Genomic DNA, 22,394 nt, shown 5'->3' with positions numbered 1-22,394 from the left:
GAGGAGTCATGGATATTATAGAAACTTTAAAAATGTATGAAGATCAAGGGTATCTGGATAAGGAAACAATCCACGGAGCGATAATGGAAAGTGCAAAGAAATATCCGGACAAAGATGCTGTTATTGATTTTGAGGGAACATATACATATAGGCAGTTAGATGATTACTCTAATTATTTGGCAGATTACTTTATTAAAGAAGGATTGAAAAAAGATGACACGGTGTTACTTCAGTTACCTAATATAAGACTATATGTGGCGGTGCTATTAGGTCTTCTTAAAGCGGGCATAAAACCTGTTTTAATGTTGCCAACTCACAGAGAGAAAGAATTGGAATCTGTTGGAAATACCATACATTCTAAGGCTTATATTGGCTGTGTGGAATTTCTGGGAGGTGAGTATGTTTCAATGGCATATAAATTGTTTAAGGAAGGCAGATTAAATGTTGAAAAGATATTCGCTGATACAACATTTACGGGTGATGACGGCTATGAGGCTGAAGTACTTCCCGGATTTGGTGATAAGGTTATTGGAACTGAGTATAATGATTATGTGAATAACTATAGAGACACGGCGCTTTATTTATTATCAGGAGGTACAACTAATCTTCCAAAGCTTATTCCAAGAATTCATGAGGCTTATGTTTATAATGCGAGAGCAACCTGTAAGGTGACCGATATTACCGACAAGTCGGTGTACTTAGCAGTTTTATCGACTTCTCATGATTATCCTTTGACAAGCCCGGGGATACTCGGATGTCTATACAGCGGTGGAACTATCGTCTTATGTCATACTGCAGGATTTGATGAGGCATTTGATATGATCGAGCGTTATAAGGTTACATTTACTTCGATCGTTCCTGCAATAGCTTTAATATGGGCAGAGGTTTTAGACTGGTACGAAGCAGATTTTTCATCTCTTGAGAGAATCTCTCTGGGAGCGGCTAAGCTTGATAGAGAGCTGGCATTAAAGCTGATAGATAAGCTTGATATAAAGCTTCATCAGGCGTATGGACTTGGTGAGGGTATAACATGCTATACATCGATAGATGATCCTTTAGATGTGATACTTGAGACACAAGGGAAACCGGTATCTAAGGGGGATAGCGTGAAGATAGTCGATGCCAACGGCAATGAGCTTTCACCGTATGAGCAGGGAGAGCTACTGGAAAAAGGACCCTATACTTTTATGGGATACTATGGAAATGAAGCTCTCAACGAGAACTTATTTACGGAAGACGGATATTTGCATACAGGTGATAAAGCTTATCTTGATGCCGATGGAAATGTAGTCATCTGTGGAAGGGTAAAAGAACAGATCAATAGAGCCGGAGAGAATGTATCGCCAGTTGAAGTGGAAACTATTCTTAGAAAACATCCGGATATTAAGGATGCTACTGTATTTGGACGCCCCGACGAGCGTCTTGGAGAACGCACCACAGCTATGATAATAAGTGATAATCCGGAACTTACCAATACCGATATAGTTCAGTTTTTTATTAAAGAAGGTATTGCTCAGTATAAGATTCCTGATGAAATTCATTTTACGGAAAAATTCTTATATACAAATGTAGGAAAGGTTGATAAGAAGAACTTAAGAAGGCTTCTGGAGGAAAGCGAGCAGGATGAACAAAGAAGAAATAAAAGAAAAACTGATTAGTCAGATCAAGGATACTAATTATAACGTTACAGCAAAGCAGTTAAATACCATGAATCTGTATGAATTAAATATAGATTCCTTAAGTATAATGAGGATCATCTCTTACTGGATGAAAAATGGTTATAAGGTGAATTTTGCGCAGTTTATGAAAGCTCCCTTTATCAATAGCTGGGCAGAAATAATCATTAATGCTGAAATTAAGGAAAACAAAGCTGTCACCCAAGCTAAGGGAAATGAAAATCTGATAAGTGATAAGGAGCCTTTTGATCTCACAGATGTTCAGTATGCGTACTGGGTAGGAAGGAATGAAAGCCAGTATCTGGGAGGAGTGGGCTGTCACGGTTATATGGAGGTCAGATGCTTTCGGGTTGATGTAGATAGACTGGAAGCGTCATGGGGAGCAGTACAAAATACCCATGCCATGTTAAGGGCCAGATATACTGATGATGGAAAACAATGTATATGTGAGAAACCATATTCTACAAAGGTTTTAGTAGATGACTTAAGAGGATTATCAGAAGCTGAAAAAGAGACATACATTCTGGAGAAAAGAGAAAAACTTTCTCATAGATTATTAAAGATCAGCGAAGGGCAGGTGGCTGCATTACAGCTCACAAGACTTACGGACACAGATTATATTATGCATTTCGATATAGATCTGCTTATCTGTGATGTTTTGAGTTTCAAGATAATCTTAAGGGATCTGGCCGTATATTATAAGAAAGGAACGTTACCGGATTTAAGCTGGTGGAATTTTGCGCAGTATCTTAAAGATCATAAGTTAAATACAGCAAAACTAAGAGAAGAAGATGAGGCGTTCTGGCTGAGCAAAATAGATAGCATGCCAAATGGTCCCAAGTTAATGCTCAGACCCGGCGTAGAAAAAATTAAATATCCAAGATTTAAGAGGCGCAGTGTTCATTATAGTGCCGCTGATTGGGAAAGCATCAAAAATGAAGCTGCCAGAAACAGACTCACGGTGGCAATGATACTTCTTACGGCATATGCGAGAACAATCGCTAACTGGAGTGAAAATAAGAAATTCTTATTAAATCTGCCACTGTTTAGTCGTGATGATTTTGAAGGCATAGATCAGGTTGTAGCTGATTTTACGAATATTGTATTGGTAGAAATGGACTTCACAGTGAAGAGAACATTTATTGAAGATGCATTGTTTATTCAGAAGAGATTTTTGGAAAATGCTGCACATACATGTGCTTCAGGCGTATGGGTAACACGCCAGTTACAAAAAAGAAGGGGGAATGATGCCAGGATACCTGTAGTGTTCTCATGCAATCTGGGTGAACCTCTTGTATCAGAGGAATTTGTTGAGGAATTTGGTCCGCTTGATTATATGATCTCACAGACTCCTCAGGTGTGGATTGATTTTCAAGCGTTTGATGAAGATGGAGGTCTTACTTTACTCTGGGATGGAATAGAGGAGATATTTAGAGATGGAATGCTTAATGAGATGTTTGACTTCTTTAAGAAAGAACTGGATATTGTAATCTCCGGAATAGAAGCTGTAGATAAACGGGTTTTATCAGTTTTGGAAGAGAAACAGGTCAAAAATCTGGAAGAAAGCAAAGCATTCAAAGCGGCAGAAGAGACATTACATGAAAAGATTCTTAAACAGGCAGAGATATCCCCTGACAAGATTGCTGTCAAGAATGTAGATACAGGCAAGGAAGTAACTTATAGCGAATTAAGGAAAAGGGCTTTATCCATTGTAACAGGGCTTAAGGCATGCAGAGAAGAAGGAGATCTTATTGCACTTTTTCTGCCAAGAAGCGAGAGTGAGGTAATAGCAGCACTTGGCGTATTAAGCAGTGGCAGAGGATATATACCTATCCATGTGGATCAGGCAGAGAAACGCCTTTATGACATGTTAAGTTCTGATAGAATATTAGCAGTTATAACCGATGTCAAACATATGTCACTAGCTACAAAATATAATAAGCAGGTCTTTTGCTATGAAGAGCTTCTTAAGAATGAGCCATCTGAGAAAGTGATAGATGTTGCATATGATGCTACAGCATACGTCATATATACATCCGGAACGACGGGAAAACCAAAGGGTGTTGAAATAGCACATAATGCAGCGGTTAATACCATTAATGAGGTAAACAGGATATGCAATGTGTCCGATAAAGACAGCATTTTAAATGTCTCGTCTTATGATTTTGATTTATCAGTGTATGACTTCTGGGGATTATTACGGGAAGGCGGCAGACTGTTGGTTCTCAGTCAAAAGTCCTGGAGAGATGCAGAGAGATGGCTAGAAGTGATCAAGGATGAGAAGGTGACATTGTGGAATTCTGTTCCAATGCTTTTCAAGATGCTCCTGGTGGAGGCTGAAGAAAAGAATGAGAAACTGGAAGATATGAGGGTGTCTATGCTTTCCGGTGACTGGATAGACATGGATATTCCTAAGCGATTTGCTGCCATTTCCTGTGATTCTTATATTATGGCTATGGGTGGGGCTACAGAAGCCTCTATCTGGTCCAACTATAAGATCGTTAAAGGGGATGTTGACAAAGACTGGATCTCAATTCCTTATGGAAAGGCACTTCCGCAACAGATATATAGAGTGGTAGATGAGGCAGGTAATGATTGTCCGTGCTATGTTCCGGGAGAATTATGGATTGGCGGTGCAGGTGTTGCCCAAGGATATCTGGGAGACGAAGAACTTACAGATAAAAAGTTCATATCTGATGAATATGGTAAATGGTACAGAACCGGTGATATGGGGTGCTTCTGGAATGATGGAACAATCGAATTCCTGGGAAGACAGGACAGGCAAGTAAAATTTAGAGGACATAGGATTGAACTGGGTGAGATTGAAAATGCTATAGATAAGGTGGAAGTGATTGATAAGAGCTATGTTGATATCATCAACCTTAAAGACACCAAAGCTCTTGTGGCTTATGTTGCTTTAAATGACAAGAAAGCACCGGATATTATTCACGAAATAGCAGGTATAGTAAGAAAGGATGTTTCCGAAAAGGATTATATAGACATACTGAACAGGGATAACGATGATGCTGTAAAAGATGACCAGAGAATGTATTATCAGTATGTTGCACAGAAATTAAAGGAAATACGCAAGAGGATAGATATAGATAAAGTATCAGAGGAGTATCTGCCCTTATTGCACTCATGGGATGAGATTAAGTGTGAAAATGCTGATGATATAAAGGTACCTGAGAAGATTGAGAAATTCGTGTCTGTATTTACTAACAATATAAATGACATTTTGGAAGGTAATATAAGTGTCGGTGATCTGGTTCTTTTAGACGACTTTGTGGAAGTGGAGGAAGTGTTGACTTATGATAAGCAGAGTCAGATACTCTCTGATCTTCTACTTAGAAGCCTGAGCAATTTCACTGCTTTAGATGATAATAATGTTGAAATCCTTATTATAGATTCCGGCTCAAAGGAATTTATTAATGCAGTTAAGGCTACATTTAATAATGTCAATTGTACAGTTATGGTTTCTTCGGATTATTACGTTAACAGGTTAAAGGATAAGTTAAATGATTCTGTAAATGTTATAAGGATGGGTTTGGACACTGTTCATTATGAGCTTATGAAGAGATATGACATCATTATCTGTAATCAGTCGCTTCATAGATTCGCAAATGTTAATGTTGCGTTACAGAATCTTGAGTGTATGCTTAAGGAAGGCGGATATCTCTACTTTGCCGAAAGCTCAAGAATGACAGCGTTAGCTAATATAACAACAGTATTTCTTAGAAAAGAATATACCGACTTAAGAAAAGATTCTCTCAGCATGCTTATAGATCACAAAAGCTGGAAAGAAATATTAAACACCACAAGTTTAAGTATAGTGGAGGAAATAGGTGATGATATTACATATGGCGGATTCAGTTATTTCGGATTGATCAATAACGGTAATAGCAGTGTCACTGTTAAGAATTCCTCTTTTATCAGTGAGCATATAAGAAATATGGTTCCTGAATATATGATCCCTAAGCACTATATATTTCTAAGCAGAGTCCCGATGTCTGCCAACGGTAAGATTGACAGAAAAGCTTTACTTGCTATGCGGAACGATGCGGACAATGAGGAAGCAGATGATGAGGTTAAATATACTAAGACAGAGGAAAGGCTGAGTGAAATATGGAGAGGAATCCTGAAAGTTAAACCTCGTCCAGATGATAACTATTTTATGTTAGGCGGAGATTCACTGCTTGCAACCGTACTTAAAAATGAGATTAAGAAAGAGTTGGAAAATGAAATATCACTTGAAACCATTTTCTTAAAGCCTGTATTAAAGGAGATGGCGAAAGAATTGGATATGAGTGCGTCTGTTATTAAAGATACAGAAAAGCTACCTGTTCTTATAAAAGATGATACACCTTATGAACCATTCGAACTTACTGATATGCAGCAGTCTTATCTGATTGGACGAAGCGGGGCATTTAAGCTTGGAGATTACAGCAGCCACTGTTACTTTGAAATGGATTGTGACATACTTGATCGTGACAGGCTTGAAAACAGCTGGAATGAAGTTATCAAAATTCATGATATGATGCGTGCAGTGGTATGTGATGATAACCTGCATCAGAGAGTGCTCGAGGAAGTCCCTCATTATGAGATTAAGAAAATTGATTTGACAGAGTTAAGTGGCGATGCTTTAGAAGAGTCATTACTGAAGATAAGACATGAGCTCGAACATCAGACCTTTGATTTATACAAGTGGCCTGCATACGATATCCGATATGCAGAGTTTGGCTCAAGATCACGTATTTTTATAAGCTTTGATAACTTATTCTTTGACGGATGGAGCATGTTCTATATATTCCGACAGTGGAAAGCGCTTTATGAAGATCCTGATGTACGGATTGATAAAGCAGATATAACATTTAAAGAATATGTATTAAGTCTTAATGAGAATCGTAAAGGCGAAAGCTATGAAAAGGATCTGGAGTACTGGAAAAATAAACTGGATAATATAAGCGGGGCTCCGGAGCTTCCCGTGAATAAAGAATCTAGCGTTGGCACCTTCAAGAGATTTTCAACTCATTTAAAACCAGAGAAATGGGAGGCTTTGAAGAACAAAATAAGAAATTATAGTCTTACGGAACCTGTATTTTTAATGAGTTTGTATGCAGAAGTTATAGCCAGATATAGCAGGGATAAGAAATTCAGTATCAATCTTACCAGATTTAACAGAATTCCATTTTCTGAAAAGGTCGATCAGGTAGTTGGTGACTTTACAACACTTACAATACTGAGCCTTGATCTTACGACCGGACAAAGCTTTGAGGAAAGAGCAAAAGAAATTCAGAAGGTGCTGTGGTCCGATATATCACATTCATCGGTAAGTGGAGTTCACGTGGAACGCATGCTTAATAAAAACAAGCAGTCGGATGTGGTGATGCCGGTTGTATTTACAAGTGGAATTGGACTTACAGAAGACAGAACAACAGGTGAAAATTCATATCTTGGAAAGTTAGGCTATGGTCTTTCACAGACGCCGCAGGTATGGCTTGACATGCAGGTCTATAATGATGCGACCGGACTATACGTTTCTCTTGATGCAGTCGAGGAACTCTTCCCGCAGAATATGGTTGCAGATATGTTTAGCGAGTATGAGAGGCTTCTAAATGTACTTTCCAAGGATGAAACTTTATGGAATAAGGAAACTGGAAGTATTGTCGAGAGCAGTGATCGTTCCATGATAGAGGCAATTAATGCTACCCAGTGCAGATTAGATAAAAGAACTCTGGTTGATGGAATTAAAGATATAGCCGTACAAAGTCCTGAGAAAGTAGCAGTTGTTCATAAGGGAACAACCTATTCATATCAATATGTGTATGATAAGGCAAAGATTATTGCGCAGAACCTTGTGAAGGAGGGAGTAGGGGCGAATACTCCTGTGGCCATACTTATGCATAAGTCACCGGAGCAGATTATTGCAGCTCTTGGAATAATGATGGCGAAGGGTGCATATCTGCCTCTTAACGCATATCATCCTGTATCAAGAAATAAGAGAATACTTGAACTTGCAAATGTAAAACTTATCATGACAGGAGCTGGATCTGAAAGTGATGAATATGCTTCGGACTTCGACATAATAAATATAAATCAGCTTGATACAGTTGATGTTGAACTTCCGATGATAAGTGAAGATACTTTGGCATATATCATTTATACTTCAGGTACTACGGGAGAGCCTAAGGGTGTAGCCATTACACATGGTGGGGCTATGAACACTATTATAGACATTAATAATAGGATTAAAGCTGAAGAAAATGATGCAACTATTGCCTTATCACAGATGAATTTTGATCTTAGTGTATATGATATATTTGGGATGCTTGAAGTTGGAGGATGTATTGTAATACCCGAGGCAGATAGAGCAATAGAGCCTTCTTACATAGCTAAACTTTGTAAGGATGAAAAGGTTACTATATGGAATTCTGTTCCGGCTTATATTCAGATGGTATTAGAGTATGGTAATAGTAATGATGTTATAATACCCGATATAAGACATATCCTTCTTAGCGGAGACTGGATTCCGGTAGATATTAAGGAACAGGCAAAGAACGTTATGACTTCGGCGGTGGTTCATGGACTGGGTGGAGCGACAGAGGCTTCGATATGGTCTAACTGGCATACAGTAACAGATGAAGACAGTAAGAGGACAAGTATTCCCTATGGTGTTCCGCTTGCAAATCAGACTATGTATATTCTCAATAAGAGTATGGAACCTGTACCCTATAATGTTCCCGGTGATCTGTACATTGGAGGAAAGGGTCTTGCATTGGGATACTGGAATAATGAGGAACTTACTAAAAAGAGCTTTATAGATAATGCATATCAAGGAATGAGAATATATAAAACAGGTGATCTTGCAATGTATTCGCCGGAAGGCTTTATTGTATTTTTAGGTCGTGAGGATGGACAGGTTAAGATTGGCGGATACAGAATAGAGATAGGAGAGATTGAGTCGGCAATAAGAAGAGTGACAAGATCGGATAATGCCGTAGTTGTTAATAATAATCAGCTTCATGCATTCATATGTACATGTGAGGATCTGTCACAGCTTAAAGCGGGTTTAAGAGAGATACTTCCGGAGTATATGATACCTGAATATATGCATAGCATCAGCGGTATTCCTTTAAGTCCTAATGGAAAGGTTGATAGAAAGACATTAACGGGATTATGCGATAAGAAGGAAGAAAACCGGGCGCAGGTGTCACCTTCTTCTGACTATGAGATTAAGATAGCAGATATTTGGAAAAATTGTTTACAGATTGATGAAATCTATGTAGATGATAATTTCTTCCAGTTAGGAGGCGATTCTTTAAAAGCCGTCATGATCATTAATGAGATAAAGAAAGAATTCTATGTAGAACTCAGTATAACAAGCATTTTTGAATGTCCAACCATAGGGGGACTTTCGGAAATACTTGAGGATCAGATCGGTGGTATGCAGGAAGGAGAAATCTAGTGAGTAAAATTAGAACTGTGGTATGTGGTACATCCTTTGGAAGATTCTACATAGAGGGAATAAAAAGTCTTAATGACCAATACGAGCTTGTGGGGATTCTGTCTACAGGAAGCAGGCAGTCTAAGCGTATAGCAGAAAAAGAAAATATTAAACTTTATACGGATGTAAATGAGATTAACAGGGAAGAGGTCGATCTTGCATGTGTAGTTATCCGTTCTAATATAGTCGGTGGCAAAGGCTCAGAGATAGCAGAAGCATTTTTGGAAAAGGGAATACATGTTGTTCAGGAGCAACCGATACATTTTGAGGACATGAAAAAATGTTACATGCTTTCTAAAAAGAATAACTGCAAGTATTTTGTGGAAATGTTTTATTCAAATGTTTCTACACCGGCAAAATTCATTTCCATTGCAAAAAAGCTGTGTGAAAAAACAAAACCTATATATTTAGATGTCTCATGCAGCTTACAGGTATTACTTCCGACCATAGATATTGTCGGGAGGATACTTGGCGGTTTTAGTCCATGGGAAATGAAGGAAGATAGTCTTAAGGATATAGGGATGTTCAGTCAGATAAGCGGCTTTGTAAAAGGAGTTCCATGTGAGATTAAGGTGCAAAATGAATTAAATGCAGATGATCCTGACAATTACGTGCATTTGTTACAGCGAATGACACTATATACCGAGTCGGGAAGCTTGTCTATGACAGAGGCACATGGAGAGATTATATGGAATCCGTGCTATCTTGTGCCAAGAGATGCAGAGGGGGTTCTGGATCCGTATCAGGATGAAACCGTTCTTAAAACCGTACTAAATGATTCGTATGGTTATCAGAATAGAATTAATATACAGAATCTGTTTGAAAAAGAGTGGTCGGAAGCTATTAGTACATATCTTACAGATATATATGAAAATGTTTCAGAAAATACGGAAAACAAGGCTATACAACAGCATAATCTTATGTGTGCCAAGTATTGGAATGAAGTTGGAAGGCTGATTGGAAAAAGCAGACCTGCGAAGGAAAGTAAAATCATCCAATTGTCATTAGATGATCTGGTATAGTTTGAGGTAATGGTATGAAGACCAGTTTTTTATGTGTAGGAATTATAGCCGGTATTATTGTATTTTTGATGCTTTTATGCTGGCTGATGGGATTTGGAATCCTATATGTTGTTTTCAGATTAAAGATTAAAAAGAAAAAAGAGCAAAATGATTACAGCTTTGTTGATGATAATGACCTTGTGCTTGTAAAGTCAAGTTTTGATTCGGATGGCAGAAAACTAAAGACTTATCTGTTTACCAAGACAGAAAGAGAAAAGTCGAAGCTGGTGATTTTGGCAAAAGGAAGCGGACTTTTTTGTCCGGACTATAAGGAGCTTATTGTTAAGCTGGTCCTCAATGGTTATGATGTGTTCTCTTTTGATGTAACAGATAAGATAGATGAGGAGGATGTATGTGATATTCCGAAGGGATACCAACAGTGGATAATAGATCTGGAAAACGCCTTAGGGTATCTAAAGGCTGAAAGAATACTTACAGCATATGATGATATTTCCTGGATCGGGCACAGTGCGGGGGGATATGGAGCAGCATATATGCTCAAGAATAAGGAGTTTCGTCCGTCAAGATTAGTTGCTGCTGCAACGCTTAATTCACCTACGGGATATGCACAGATGTATTATAGCAAATTGCCATGTTTTATTACGAAACCAATGATATATGGAGCAAGGGCATATTCGCATATACATTATAAGGAATATAAGTCTGCAACGGCATTAGAGGGAGTTAACAGCTGTGATATTCCCATTAAGATATATCAGGGGAATAAGGATAAGGTTCTTCCATTTCCGTGTAGCCTTGCGGCATATAAAGACCAGATAAAAGGTTCCGGGGTTGTTACAAAAATAGTAGAAAACGGAACCCATAATCTACTTGCAAATAAAGAAGTGATAGATGATGTTGTTGAATACTTAAAAGAAAATATAGAATTATTAGGAGAATAACGAGATGAAAAAAGATATTAAAAAAATAATGCTTACATTAATGATGTTATGTATGGGAGTTGTATCTGTAGGATGTTCTGGTGGAACTGATGTAAAGTCGGATCAGGCTGCAAATACAAATAAAAGTTCAGCCAACCAAGTTGATTCATTAAAGATTGGAGTTTTAAGAACTATAGACAGTCTGCCGATCTATATGGCTGATGAAAAGAACTATTTTACAGAAAATGGAGTGAAGGTCGAACTTGTGGAATTCGGAAGTGCATCAGATCAGTCTAAGGCGATTGAAAGTGGCGCTATTGATGGCATGATGACTGATATGGTGGTTCAACATTTATTACAAAAGGGCGGCACAGATATGAGGACAGTAACAACATCTCTTGGCGCAACCAAAGCTGATGGAAAGTTTCTGGTAGTTGCGTCGGAGGATTCCGGTGTGGAGGATATCGGGGATGTTAAAGGCAAAACGGTTGCGATTTCTGAGAATACTATGATGGAATACCTGGTGGATTCTTATATGAGTGAGTTGAATATTGACATAAATGATATTGAGAAGGTCAATATTCCAAGCCTGTCATTACGTCTTGAAACTTTGCTCGCTAATAAAGTTGATATGGCTATCCTGCCGGACCCAATGGGTGATCTATCCCTTACCAAGGGGTGTAAGAGTATCATAAATGATACAGAGTTAGACAATAACTATTCTTCTACCGTAATTGCTTTTAGAAAAGAAGTAATCGATTCAAAGCCTGATGCCGTAGCATCGTTTGTCAAAGGATTCAATCAGGCAATCGATAGGATTAATGAAAAGAATCCGGATGATATGGACTTCATCTATTCAGTATCTAATGTTCCGGAAGAACTACAGGCAAGTTGGGTTGTGCCAACATTTACGAAGAATGTAGTACCTTCGGAGGATGATACCTCAAGTATTGGTAGATGGCTAGTAGGAAAAGGACTGATTGAAGAAGAGTACAGTTACGATCAAATTGTTGATTCGAGTTTTATTAAGGAGAATTAATAGCCATGTTAAAGGTTTCTAAGGTGGGAATGAATTATAAAGGTGATACTTCCGGATATTACGCGATTAGAAATATCAGTTTTGAACTTGAAGACGGTGAAAATCTTGCTATAGTTGGCGGTTCCGGATGTGGAAAGACAACTCTGTTAAATATAATAGGGGGTCTTTTGGAGCCGACTGAGGGTGAAGTTACATTTAATGGACGGAAGGCCTGTGATTCTGAAGATATATCAATTATTCTTCAGGATTACGGATTACTCCTTTGGAAAAGCGTGAAAGAAAATATTCGTCTGCCGCTTAGATTAAGTCATCAGAAAGATAAATTTTATTTGTCGGATCAGGTGATTGAAAAACTGGAATTAAAACATGTTGCATCTAAGTATCCGGGTCAATTGTCAGGAGGTCAGAAACAGCGTACTGCAATAGGCAGAGCGATACTGTCATCTCCTAAAATGATTCTGATGGATGAACCGTTTTCAGCACTTGATCCAATGCTTCGCAAGAAGTTAAACCGGGAATTAAAGGCTTATTTTAAAGAGAAGAAAATAACGGTAATCATCGTTACCCATAGTCTTGAAGAAGCTCTTAACTGGGGCGAAAGAATACTTGTATTTAATGAACAACGTCAAAACAGGATAGTAGAGAATGTTTCCAAAGCTTCAGATAAAGCAGAACGCACGAAATTAAAACAACTGGTCAGCGGTTATATGATGGGAGGATGTTTTGATGTATAAGACAATATCTGGCAAGTTGATTTCTTTGTTGATCATTTTTGTACTATGGCATATATCAAGTCTTTTGTTTAATAAGGATTTTTTTCCTAACACAATTGATACCTTTAAAGCGCTTATCGTATTACTTAACGAGGGTGAGATATATAAGCATATATTAAGCAGTGCTTATAGGATCATTTCAGGAACGTTATTGGGGACATTAGCGGCACTGCCGTTAGGTCTTATATTAGGCTGGAGTAGGAAAGCCGATGCTTATCTTGGAAACATTTTTAATATGTTGTATCCAATACCTAAGGTTGTATTTTTACCCATCATTATTGTAGTTATGGGTATTGGTGATTCACCAAAGATATTTCTTATAAGCCTAGTAGTATTCTTTCAGCTTACGCTGACTATCCGTGATGCTGTAAGGCACATACCTAATTCTATCATTCAGTCTATGAAGGCACTTAGACCGAGCTTTTTTCAAAATCTTATACATATGATATTACCAGCATGTATTCTGGAGCTTTTAACAGCACTTAGAGGAACTATAGGTGTATCAACAGCTTTGTTATTTATTACAGAGAATTTTGCCTCTTTTACAGGGCTTGGGTATTTTATAACTAAAAGTATGGACAGTAGGAATTTCTGTGATATGTATGCCGGGATATTGATGTTGGCACTGCTCGGAGTGGGGATATACTTTGTGCTTATGCTCTTGGAATGGAAGTTATGTCCCTGGAAACACTCTGAGTCAATTTCGAAATAACTATGAGGAGATAGTAAATGGAGAATAATAATAATAACAACTGCAGTATTAATAAAGTGCAGATGGTGGTCAATGGTTTTATGAGCACTGCAATCATCTATACTGCATGTGAGTTGGATTTATTTGATATAATAAAGAAAAACAATAGATTATCAGTTTATGAGATAGCAGAAAAGATTAATGTAAATGAGCAGTATCTGATCAGGGTTTTTAGGCTTCTTGATCAGTATAATCTAGTCAATCTCACAGAATATGTTGAAATCACGAAAGAGGGTGAACTTCTTACGGATGACCATCCGGAATCTCTTAAGGATTATGCATTGTTTTGCGGGAGAGAAAGTGTGAAGGGATGGATGGAATTATATCCGGCTATAAAGCAAAATAAGAGCCCATATGAGTTGTTGGAAGATAAGGAGATGTTTGAGACATTGGATAAGAGTGCTGATAAGTTCTCGACATTTAACAAAATGATGAGTTCTGTCAGTAAACAGTTGGAGCTTACAGGTGTTTTTGAAAAGGTCTTTAGCAAAAATGACTGCCTTGAAATTGTAGATGTAGGTGGTGGAACCGGAACTATAATCCAAAAGGCATTAGAATACTATATTAATTCAAAGGGCACGATAATTGATCTTGCCCAGGCCAGAAAAGATGCCGAGGAGCGTCTTGTGCAGTGTGGATTAAGCAAAAGATGCAGCTTTCAGGAAGGGGATTTCTTCAAACCTATCGAAAAGAGAGGCGACTTATATATTCTTTCCAGAGTGCTACATGATTGGGATGAAGAAAAAGCCAAACTGATTTTAAATGATGTAGTAAGTGCCATGAGTTCTGATAGTCGGCTTGTAGTTATAGATGAGGTTATAAGTCAGCGTTCAGATTCTAATGCGTTGAAGGGATATATCTGCGATATTCAGATGTGGGTATTCTGCAATGGAAGGGAACGTACATATCAAGAATTTGTGGATCTGTTTGATAAGGCAGGTCTGGAAATAGAGTCTGTAGTAGATATAGATAATGGAACGAGTGGATTAGTATGCCGAAAAAAGGATGCTGCAGGTGATAGTTTTGTCATGGGTGAAATATAGTAGAGCCATAATACAGAGGGAGTTATAGAAATTGATTTTCCAATATGCGTGTCCGATAAATGATATAACAGTGGATAAATGTTATAAGATGTTTGATCAGCTTCCTGTCGATAGAAAGAACAAGGTTGGACGATACAGAAAAGAACAGGATCGGAAGCGGTGTATTGTTGGAGTTGTTTTACTTAGATATTGTCTGATGAAAGACTTTGATATTGATGAACATATCGAATTGAGTTATGGAGAATATGGGAAACCGTCATTAGCCGGGCATCCGAAAATTCATTTCAGTATAAGTCATTCCGGTGAATGGGTGATAGTTTCTGTAGGAAATACTGTTCATGGCATTGATGTTGAACATTCACATGATCAGACAAGTGATATGTTTGATTGCATTTTTACTGAGCACGAAAGAAACATAGCTGTTAAGTTGGAAGATAAGGCTGCGGATGATTATTTTGTGAGATTATGGACTGTCAAGGAAGCTTATGCAAAGCTTCTGGGGCTAGGGCTTAATAAAAATTTTACAGAAATAGATGTGGCAGATAAGGAAGATAAGATTGTTATATACGACAGATCTGTTTTAGTGGAAGACTGCATTGTATCTCAGCAAAAAATCGAAGAAGATTATTGGTATACAATATGTGCTGAAGATTCTAAGGATAATATCGGAGAACTTGAAACAGTGTCATTTGAAGATATATATGAGTATTATATAGCATTACAGTAAGGTATGGGTGCTGTTTATGGAACGGAGAAAGATAAGTCCGGATTTTTTTATGGCTATTAATATTTCTGTGAGTGTGAGGAAGAATACGCTTAATCTTAATGTGGGCTTTGATGAATATTTTGAGGAGTGGGAAATTATCATAAGATACACAGGTTCATTGAACAACATACGTGAAGAACTTAATATAACCGTATGGGAGAGCAATATAGCGAAAATATGCCTGCCGTAGCGGAAAGAAAACAATAACGGTGACAGCGAGGCACTAAGCTTTATCATTCCGGCAAGGATTGCACAGATGCCATCGCCTGGGGCAGAGGATGAAAGTGGAACGGGTGCTGGAAAGCTGACCGGGCTGGAAGCAGGTACGGCTTATCAGATCTCCACAGATAACGGAGCCGCATGGACGGATGTGACCTCTGATGAAAACGGCGAAATCGCAAATCTTGCACCGGTAAGCTATATTGTGAGGATAGGCATCACAGATACTGATTTTGCAAGCAGCCGAGCGCCTAGGTAACGATAGCTGCATGTCCGGTCACTTATACCGCTACCCTGCATGGAAACGGCGGGAGCGGCACAGACCTTACTGATTATGTTGAAAAAACAGGAGCAACCCTGCCGACAGACTGGACGAAAACGGGCTACATCTTCGGCGGCTGGTATGAAAATGAAAACTGTACCGGAACGGCGGTGACAGAGATTTCAGCCACGGACACAGGCAATAAAAATTATTATGCGAAGTGGGAATTTGTCAGCTACACGATTACCTATGACTTAGGCGAAGGTACGGAGGACGGCAATCCGAATACATATACCGTGGAGAGCGGCAACATCACTCAGAGCAATCCGTCGAAAACGGGCTGCACCTTTACCGGTTGGAGCGGTACGGGTCTGACGGGCGATACGAACATGAGTGTTACCATAGCGGCAGGAAGCACGGGCAACCGCACTTATGCGGCACATTGGAGGGTGACTGACAGTTAGGACAGCGGCACGGATAATTCTGGTGATGATACGGATAACTCCGATAATGCGGAGGACAGCAGTACGGATAAGTCCAGTAATACGGACAGCACCGACAGCAATACGGATGACTCCAACAATACAGATAGCTCCGATGATACAGCTGATGCTGATAACACAGATAATTCCAATACCGGAAAACAGCCGGGAACGCCGACTGTTCCTGACAATCAGACAGATGCCGGTAAAAGGCTTGTACTAACGGGCGAGCCGGTCAAAATGGGAAATCTTGGTGATGATTCCAAAACCACAACGCTGCTGACGCTGGGCAACGGCGCAGTCATTGTCACGGTAAACTGTGAGGACGATTATTATACCGCCGGAGTAAAAGACACCGTTGCGGTGGCGAATATCGTGCTGACGCCGGAGTAGTTACAGCTTGTCAATAACGGTGAGACTATAGAAATACGGATTGACGTGACGGACATTTCGGAGAGTATCGGTGCGCAGGATAGGGAGGTCATCGAACAGGGACTTGCCGAGTGGCGCAAAGAGTTACCGGAGCTTATGCTTGGCATGTATGTTGATATTTCCATGTTTATCCGCATCGGTGGGGGCGATTGGGACGCCATTACCTCCACCGATGAGCCGATTGAGATTGTTATCGGCATTCCAGAGAAACTTCTAGCGGACGGCAGGGAGTTTTACAATATCCGTTCCCATGAGGGCGCATACATCCTGATAAATGCACAGACAGTGATGCGGACACCATTACCGTCAGCACGGACAGCTTTTCTGCTTATGCGATTGCCTACCGTCAGAAGGACAGTGCGGCGGAAAGCCTGTTTTCTGTATTGTGGATGATACCATAGCTTCAAAGACAAAGCCTTCGTCACAGGCTCTGCATCCAATTGAAGATGCGTATTTCCACCAGTCCCATTTAAAGGGAAAACAGGATTATGGTCATCAGGCGGTTGCTGTTATGCTTTCGTGCAATGGCATTATCCTGAACTATGCTTTTGTCCTGTACAATAAATCCATTTCCAAGATTGATATTGTGCAGAACATTGCAAAGGAACTGCCAGAACCTTCGGTTATGTCATATTTCCTTTGTGACTGATGGTATGTTTCTGAAAAAATAATCAACACATTTGTACAGAAGGGGTTCCATACCATTGGAGCGTTAAAAACAAACCGCCTGCTGTACCCATCAGGAATGAAAAAGAAGCTCAGCGAACTTGCTGCTGAATTATCGGTAACAGAGAAGGGATTTGACCTTGTGACCGTCAAAACCGAAGATATTATGTGTACCGGTATGAAGGAAACCTGAATGGTATCGAAAATGCGGTTGTTCTTTTAAGTTATCCTGAAAAGGCATTTGGAAATCCCAAAGCACTGCGGGCTTTTATCAGCACAAACGTGGCGTTATCAACACTGGAGATCCTTACCTGCTATGTGTGCAGATGGCCGATAGAGGTCTTTTTCAGACAATGTAAGACCCGGCTGGCACTGGATACCTATCAGATACGTTCCTCAAAGGGGAGCCAAAGATACTGGCTGCTGATGTCAATGGCACATTATATCTGTGTTATAGGCACTGGACGATATCAGTCTTTCCAGGAAGGACATCAACTGATTCGCAGTATCATTCAGCAGGAAAAGTATCAATATCTGTTTCAATGTGCAAAATCCAGTATTGATTTTGAAGCGTTTATGAAATTAGCAGGATAGTTTTGTGCATTTTTTCAAATTTGCTCATTTATAGTTTATAGGAAAGTCTAACTTTGGGAATGCTAGATATGAAAAGTGCCCACAAGTTAGCGGGCACGACAAATAAACGATAGGTTTTAGAAGATATAGAAGCCTTCAGTACCAGGGAAGTTTTCATCGAACTCATCGTCTTCATTTAAGAAGTAATCCATATCAAGCAAATCATCCTCACTCATGTGACGGATGTCATCAGCAGTCATGCCTTCAGGTGGATTCTGTATGTACTTGTTTCTGATTTCATCTGAACCTTGCGACATAGTATTTCCTCCGTTTTTTTTACATTTTATCACAGAGGAAGAGGTGATGTATATATTTATGCTGATGAGGGAGATGGGAGTCTACCCATAGCCTTTTCGTACATTTTGTTCAGAGAAATATGCTGATGTTTATGATAAAGCTCAAGGAAAAGCATTGTTTCGCCACAGTTAGGGCATTTAAGCGGGGCATAGCCAAAGGAAGATAATGTACAATCGCGCCAACGATTAAAAGAAAGAATAGTTTTACGTTTTTCCTTTGCAATGGCGAGATTGATTTTCTTATCATTCTCGCAAGATCTGGCATAAAGCCCATAGTAGCGGATTTGCTTGAAATGTTTTTCTGGTATGTGCTGAATAAGCCTTGCAATAAAATCCATTACAGGAATTGTTTCAACAACACGTTGGTCATCTTCATGTCGATTGTAATGAAAAGTTACATTTTCACCATCGTACGCATCAATACGAGAAGTGACGATAACGGGACGACCAAGGTATCGCCCAATGTACTTAGCAACAATTGTTGGATTACATTTGTTTGGGTTTGCATATACGTAGAAACCATCCTTGTGTTCTTTATAACATTTGGCTTTAACTTTTTTGGATTAAAAAAACTGAAGACTGTTTATGGATGAAATAGGACATTTCTTCCTAAAAACAGTATGTTTATGGTATACTAGCTAGTACACCGAATAATAAATAACTGACACCTTGACTTGCCTGATTTTTCATCTGCTGCGTTGTCGTCAATCGACGTAGCCACCGCTACGCTTCATTCCTCCGCCTTGCATATGAAACAATCATTCGGCGTCAATGTATCAGAAACTTATTTTTCGGTGTACTAGTAGTAATGCAGTTTCAACCGACATTACATATTATTATGAGAAATTAATGCAAAGGAGTTATAATCAAATGGATAACAATGAAGTAGTAACAGAAGAAGTGGCAGCAGTTGTTGAAAATAATACAGGTATTGAAATAGAGCCTTTATTTGAGGAGCAGGTTGATTTTGATACATTCTCAAAGTCAGACTTCCGTGTTGTAAAGGTAAAAAATTGTGAGGCAGTACCTAAGAGTAAGAAACTTCTTAGATTTACACTTGATGATGGTACAGAGAATGAAAGGACTATTCTTTCAGGAGTACATGCATTTTATGAGCCGGAGGAACTTGTAGGTAAAACTTTACTTGCAATCGTAAATCTTCCACCACGTTCTATGATGGGAATAGATTCATGTGGTATGCTTCTTTCTGCAATTCACAATGTAAATGGAGAAGAAAAACTGAATCTGGTAATGTTAGATGATGCAATCCCAGCAGGTGCAAAATTGTATTAAGAGTATAAATGTCACATGGTTGTTAATAACTGTGTGGCATTTTATCGTTGTTGTTGATAAGGAATGAAAAGATGTCTAAAATAGAAGGAGAGCCGGATTGCTGCTCCGACTCAATCTTCCACATGGAATACATCTTCCACTAGCATATTAAAGTACTTTGATATCCGCAGCATAAATTCGGCAGATGGGGTACTGTCCCCACGTTCTATCCTGCCGACAGTCTTGGTGCTGTATCCGATAGCAGCGGCAAGGTCATCCTGGTAAATGCCACGCTGTTCCCGGATTTCTCTGATATTATTAGTAACCGCCATAAAAATCCCTTCTTTCAGTTCTATAGATATTTTCTTATTTTCAATTATGCAAAATAATGTGTCCAATAAAAAGGACTTGCAATTTTATCAGCAATGTCCTGTGATAGCAGAAGCATCAGATTTTCCAAGAACTTTTCCAAATATGTCTAAGCGGTCGTTTTCTCCAACCTTGATAGGTGCATACTTTTCATTAAGCGAGATAAGGAAAATTCCGTCTTTATCGTTTTGTAATTTCTTGATGTAGGCTTCTCCGTTTAGAGCGAAGATGCCGATTTCTCCATTAGCAACAGATTCCTGTTGTAATACCCATGCAATCTGACCATCGTGGAATTCAGGTTCCATACTGTCACCACTAATGCGGACACCGAAAGTAGTATCTTCCGGCAGGATAGATTCATCTATGCGTACAGTCTCTTTCGGTCCGTCTACAAGGAAGTTACCGGTTCCGGCTGATACGGCATTTTCAAAAATATCAATGCTACGGAATGGAATTATCTTAGCAGTCTGCTTTTCATACATTCCGGATGCGTGGAGCAGATTGATATAATCCATAGCTTTTTCCCTGCCTTCATCAGTAAGTGATGAGAAAGGATCGGCAGGATTTACTCCAAAATATGCCTCATACATGTTAGTAATAGCAAGGATTCTACACACTTTGTAAAATATGGTAACGCTTGGTTCAGCAAGATTTCTCTCCCAGTTGGATATGGCTTTATAGGAAATGGTGATGCCTTCCTTTGCCAGTTCATCAGCGAGATCCTGTTGGAGCAAGCCTTTCTTTTTTCTATATGATGAAATGATTTCTCCGATTGAGTACATACATACGCCTCTTTTCTTTCATTTTGTTGATTTCAAATGTCTCTTTTCACTCCATAGTATATAGCAATAGTACCAATTATTCAAGTTAAAAATCCAATATAATGAGAAAAAAGGACACATGTGTCCGTTGACAGTCGATTATTCTTGGGGTTATACTATGCCCTGTAAGGAACATTACTCATATACTTGGACTAAAGGTTATGGTAGTGACAGATTAAATGCAGGAGGTGATGCAGATGGGAGACAGGGTAATACTTCATTCAGATATCAACTGTTGCTATGCTTCGATTGAGCATCTGCATCATCCGGAGCTTGCAGGAAAGCCATTGGCAGTAGGCGGTGACCCGGAGGCAAGACATGGGATTGTCTTAACAGCTGACTATATTGCCAAGAAGTACGGTGTGAAAACAGGAATGGCACTCTGGCAGGCAAAGCAGGTCTGCCCGGACATAACATTTGTTTCACCAAGAATGGACTTATATCTTCGGTTTTCAAGGATGGCTCGTGAGATATATGCAGAATATACGGACAGGCAGGAGCCATATGGGATTGATGAGTGCTGGCTTGATGTGACAGGGAGCAGCTCCCTTAAAGGGGATGGATTGCTCATTGCACAGGAAATCAGCAGGAGAATGAAGTCAGAGCTTGGCATCACAGTGAGTGTTGGTGTTTCTTTCAATAAGATATTTGCAAAGATTGGTTCAGATTATAAGAAGCCTGATGCAATCACAACTATGTATAAGAGTGAATTTAAGCAGAAGGCTTGGTCACTTCCGGTGGCAGATCTTCTATACGTTGGCAAAAGTACGAACAGAAAGCTTGCATTATTTGGTATTAAAACCATAGGTGATCTTGCAAGGGCAGATGAAGATGTGCTTAACAGTCACCTTGGAAAGATGGGCAGTATCTTATGGTCGTTTGCTAATGGCTATGATGATTCACCTGTAAAGCTGGAGAATACCCACGCTCCAATCAAATCGGTGGGAAACAGCACAACGACACCAAAGGATTTAGTATGCGATGAGGATGTAAAGATTGTTCTTTATATTTTGGCTGAGAGTGTTGCAGCAAGACTTCGTGAGAATGGATTCCGGTGCAGATTGGTTGAGATAAGTGTCAGGGATAATGAGCTATTCTCTTTTACCCGTCAGAAAAAGATTGACCACGCAACGAATATCACCGGAGAGATAGCTGCATACACTTATCAGATATTTAAGGAAAACTATAACTGGAGCAAGCCAATCCGCAGTGTTGGTGTCCGAGGTGCAGATTTAGTGACAGATAATTATTGGGAACAGATTGATCTGTTCTCAAGTGTGGAGAAGCGTGAAAAACAGATGAAGATGGATTTGTCGGTGGATGAGATACGCAGAAGATTTGGATTTTACAGTATCCAGAGGGGACTCATGTACCGGGACAGGATTTTGTCGGCAGTCAATGCAAAAGAAGAACACACAGTACATCCACATGGATACTTTGGATAAAGA

Annotated in this window: 22 protein-coding genes and 1 pseudogene; 19 read left to right on the top strand and 4 right to left on the bottom strand. The window is 39.3% G+C overall.

Annotated features, from left to right (window positions below):
- Positions 1-8: 8 nt before the first annotated feature.
- From C7E02_RS16160 to C7E02_RS19950, 17 genes are all read left to right on the top strand, one after another.
- Positions 9-1,658, top strand: coding sequence for an AMP-binding protein (locus C7E02_RS16160; RefSeq protein ID WP_105310154.1), 1,650 nt, complete (start codon positions 9-11; stop codon positions 1,656-1,658).
- Positions 1,624-9,141 carry a non-ribosomal peptide synthetase gene (locus C7E02_RS16155; RefSeq protein ID WP_105310153.1) on the top strand — a complete coding sequence of 2,506 codons (7,518 nt, stop codon included), beginning with the start codon at positions 1,624-1,626 and terminating at the stop codon, positions 9,139-9,141. The genes C7E02_RS16160 and C7E02_RS16155 overlap by 35 nt, the downstream gene beginning before the upstream one ends.
- The gene (locus C7E02_RS16150) at positions 9,141-10,202 is read left to right on the top strand and encodes a Gfo/Idh/MocA family oxidoreductase (RefSeq protein ID WP_105310152.1); all 1,062 of its coding nucleotides are present in this window, start codon (positions 9,141-9,143) and stop codon (positions 10,200-10,202) included. Before C7E02_RS16155 ends, C7E02_RS16150 begins: the two co-directional genes overlap by 1 nt.
- Before the next feature lie 14 nt (positions 10,203-10,216).
- Complete coding sequence (locus C7E02_RS16145; RefSeq protein WP_105310151.1) at positions 10,217-11,143, top strand: alpha/beta hydrolase; 927 nt, start codon at positions 10,217-10,219, stop codon at positions 11,141-11,143.
- A gap of 4 nt (positions 11,144-11,147) precedes the next feature.
- The gene (locus C7E02_RS16140) at positions 11,148-12,161 is read left to right on the top strand and encodes an ABC transporter substrate-binding protein (protein WP_105310150.1); all 1,014 of its coding nucleotides are present in this window, start codon (positions 11,148-11,150) and stop codon (positions 12,159-12,161) included.
- 5 nt (positions 12,162-12,166) lie between these two features.
- On the top strand, positions 12,167-12,895 hold the full coding sequence (locus tag C7E02_RS16135; RefSeq protein WP_105310149.1) for an ABC transporter ATP-binding protein: 729 nt from the start codon (positions 12,167-12,169) through the stop codon (positions 12,893-12,895).
- Positions 12,888-13,646: an ABC transporter permease gene (locus tag C7E02_RS16130; RefSeq protein ID WP_105310148.1), complete on the top strand. Its 759-nt coding sequence runs from the start codon at positions 12,888-12,890 to the stop codon at positions 13,644-13,646. The genes C7E02_RS16135 and C7E02_RS16130 overlap by 8 nt, the downstream gene beginning before the upstream one ends.
- A gap of 17 nt (positions 13,647-13,663) precedes the next feature.
- Complete coding sequence (locus C7E02_RS16125) at positions 13,664-14,728, top strand: methyltransferase (RefSeq protein ID WP_105310147.1); 1,065 nt, start codon at positions 13,664-13,666, stop codon at positions 14,726-14,728.
- A 31-nt stretch (positions 14,729-14,759) separates the two neighbouring features.
- Positions 14,760-15,455 carry a 4'-phosphopantetheinyl transferase family protein gene (locus C7E02_RS16120; RefSeq protein ID WP_105310146.1) on the top strand — a complete coding sequence of 232 codons (696 nt, stop codon included), beginning with the start codon at positions 14,760-14,762 and terminating at the stop codon, positions 15,453-15,455.
- A gap of 16 nt (positions 15,456-15,471) precedes the next feature.
- Positions 15,472-15,684 carry a hypothetical protein gene (locus C7E02_RS16115; RefSeq protein WP_105310145.1) on the top strand — a complete coding sequence of 71 codons (213 nt, stop codon included), beginning with the start codon at positions 15,472-15,474 and terminating at the stop codon, positions 15,682-15,684.
- A 66-nt stretch (positions 15,685-15,750) separates the two neighbouring features.
- The gene (locus tag C7E02_RS16110; protein ID WP_105310144.1) at positions 15,751-15,972 is read left to right on the top strand and encodes a hypothetical protein; all 222 of its coding nucleotides are present in this window, start codon (positions 15,751-15,753) and stop codon (positions 15,970-15,972) included.
- A gap of 2 nt (positions 15,973-15,974) precedes the next feature.
- On the top strand, positions 15,975-16,439 hold the full coding sequence (locus C7E02_RS20755) for an InlB B-repeat-containing protein (protein ID WP_442873156.1): 465 nt from the start codon (positions 15,975-15,977) through the stop codon (positions 16,437-16,439).
- A 46-nt stretch (positions 16,440-16,485) separates the two neighbouring features.
- Positions 16,486-16,680 carry a hypothetical protein gene (locus C7E02_RS16100; protein ID WP_105310142.1) on the top strand — a complete coding sequence of 65 codons (195 nt, stop codon included), beginning with the start codon at positions 16,486-16,488 and terminating at the stop codon, positions 16,678-16,680.
- A 17-nt stretch (positions 16,681-16,697) separates the two neighbouring features.
- On the top strand, positions 16,698-16,850 hold the full coding sequence (locus C7E02_RS19270) for a hypothetical protein (protein ID WP_158683086.1): 153 nt from the start codon (positions 16,698-16,700) through the stop codon (positions 16,848-16,850).
- A 45-nt stretch (positions 16,851-16,895) separates the two neighbouring features.
- Positions 16,896-17,282, top strand: a complete 387-nt coding sequence (locus tag C7E02_RS16095) for a hypothetical protein (RefSeq protein ID WP_105310141.1) — start codon at positions 16,896-16,898, stop codon at positions 17,280-17,282.
- The gene (locus tag C7E02_RS19955; RefSeq protein ID WP_242978947.1) at positions 17,275-17,538 is read left to right on the top strand and encodes a hypothetical protein; all 264 of its coding nucleotides are present in this window, start codon (positions 17,275-17,277) and stop codon (positions 17,536-17,538) included. The genes C7E02_RS16095 and C7E02_RS19955 overlap by 8 nt, the downstream gene beginning before the upstream one ends.
- A 185-nt stretch (positions 17,539-17,723) precedes the next feature.
- Positions 17,724-18,149: a transposase gene (locus C7E02_RS19950; protein WP_242978945.1), complete on the top strand. Its 426-nt coding sequence runs from the start codon at positions 17,724-17,726 to the stop codon at positions 18,147-18,149.
- 116 nt (positions 18,150-18,265) lie between these two features.
- On the opposite strand, the gene C7E02_RS16085 is transcribed toward C7E02_RS19950, so the two are convergent.
- Positions 18,266-18,445 (bottom strand): hypothetical protein, encoded by a 180-nt coding sequence (locus C7E02_RS16085; protein WP_105310140.1) that lies wholly within the window; start codon positions 18,443-18,445, stop codon positions 18,266-18,268.
- Between the two features lie 56 nt (positions 18,446-18,501).
- A pseudogene (locus C7E02_RS16080) lies at positions 18,502-19,044 on the bottom strand (IS91 family transposase); the annotation flags it as partial.
- 310 nt (positions 19,045-19,354) lie between these two features.
- On the opposite strand from C7E02_RS16080, the gene C7E02_RS16075 reads away from it, so the two are divergent.
- Positions 19,355-19,777: a methionyl-tRNA formyltransferase gene (locus C7E02_RS16075; protein ID WP_044986709.1), complete on the top strand. Its 423-nt coding sequence runs from the start codon at positions 19,355-19,357 to the stop codon at positions 19,775-19,777.
- A gap of 110 nt (positions 19,778-19,887) precedes the next feature.
- Here C7E02_RS16075 and C7E02_RS16070 read toward each other — a convergent pair whose 3' ends face one another.
- Both C7E02_RS16070 and C7E02_RS16065 read right to left on the bottom strand, forming a co-directional pair.
- Positions 19,888-20,088, bottom strand: a complete 201-nt coding sequence (locus C7E02_RS16070) for a helix-turn-helix transcriptional regulator (RefSeq protein ID WP_004611564.1) — start codon at positions 20,086-20,088, stop codon at positions 19,888-19,890.
- An 87-nt stretch (positions 20,089-20,175) separates the two neighbouring features.
- The gene (locus C7E02_RS16065; RefSeq protein WP_105310139.1) at positions 20,176-20,907 is read right to left on the bottom strand and encodes a helix-turn-helix domain-containing protein; all 732 of its coding nucleotides are present in this window, start codon (positions 20,905-20,907) and stop codon (positions 20,176-20,178) included.
- Between the two features lie 236 nt (positions 20,908-21,143).
- Here C7E02_RS16065 and dinB point away from each other — a divergent pair, with 236 nt between their 5' ends.
- Positions 21,144-22,391: a DNA polymerase IV gene (dinB, locus tag C7E02_RS16060; protein ID WP_105310138.1), complete on the top strand. Its 1,248-nt coding sequence runs from the start codon at positions 21,144-21,146 to the stop codon at positions 22,389-22,391.
- Positions 22,392-22,394 lie beyond the last annotated feature (3 nt).

It is taken from the genome of Dorea sp. Marseille-P4042 (assembly GCF_900290215.1).
In the GTDB taxonomy this organism is placed as follows: Bacteria; Bacillota; Clostridia; order Lachnospirales; family Lachnospiraceae; genus Dorea; species Dorea formicigenerans.
Note: the sequence above shows the minus strand (reverse complement) of the source record. Positions and strands in the feature narration are given on the sequence as shown.

Bases quoted from the DNA above. Each gene is read 5' to 3' on its own strand.
- C7E02_RS19270 (WP_158683086.1), top strand. From the start codon at position 16,698: ATGGGAAATCTTGGTGATGATTCCAAAACCACAACGCTGCTGACGCTG.
- C7E02_RS16100 (WP_105310142.1), top strand. From the start codon at position 16,486: ATGCGGAGGACAGCAGTACGGATAAGTCCAGTAATACGGACAGCACCG.
- C7E02_RS16065 (WP_105310139.1), bottom strand. From the start codon at position 20,907: ATGTACTCAATCGGAGAAATCATTTCATCATATAGAAAAAAGAAAGGC.
- C7E02_RS16085 (WP_105310140.1), bottom strand. From the start codon at position 18,445: ATGTCGCAAGGTTCAGATGAAATCAGAAACAAGTACATACAGAATCCA.
- C7E02_RS16135 (WP_105310149.1), top strand. From the start codon at position 12,167: ATGTTAAAGGTTTCTAAGGTGGGAATGAATTATAAAGGTGATACTTCC.
- C7E02_RS16130 (WP_105310148.1), top strand. From the start codon at position 12,888: ATGTATAAGACAATATCTGGCAAGTTGATTTCTTTGTTGATCATTTTT.
- C7E02_RS16070 (WP_004611564.1), bottom strand. From the start codon at position 20,088: ATGGCGGTTACTAATAATATCAGAGAAATCCGGGAACAGCGTGGCATT.
- C7E02_RS16145 (WP_105310151.1), top strand. From the start codon at position 10,217: ATGAAGACCAGTTTTTTATGTGTAGGAATTATAGCCGGTATTATTGTA.
- C7E02_RS16140 (WP_105310150.1), top strand. From the start codon at position 11,148: ATGAAAAAAGATATTAAAAAAATAATGCTTACATTAATGATGTTATGT.
- C7E02_RS16075 (WP_044986709.1), top strand. From the start codon at position 19,355: ATGGATAACAATGAAGTAGTAACAGAAGAAGTGGCAGCAGTTGTTGAA.
- C7E02_RS16125 (WP_105310147.1), top strand. From the start codon at position 13,664: ATGGAGAATAATAATAATAACAACTGCAGTATTAATAAAGTGCAGATG.
- dinB (WP_105310138.1), top strand. From the start codon at position 21,144: ATGGGAGACAGGGTAATACTTCATTCAGATATCAACTGTTGCTATGCT.
- C7E02_RS16155 (WP_105310153.1), top strand. From the start codon at position 1,624: ATGAACAAAGAAGAAATAAAAGAAAAACTGATTAGTCAGATCAAGGAT.
- C7E02_RS16160 (WP_105310154.1), top strand. From the start codon at position 9: ATGGATATTATAGAAACTTTAAAAATGTATGAAGATCAAGGGTATCTG.
- C7E02_RS16115 (WP_105310145.1), top strand. From the start codon at position 15,472: ATGGAACGGAGAAAGATAAGTCCGGATTTTTTTATGGCTATTAATATT.
- C7E02_RS16110 (WP_105310144.1), top strand. From the start codon at position 15,751: ATGCCATCGCCTGGGGCAGAGGATGAAAGTGGAACGGGTGCTGGAAAG.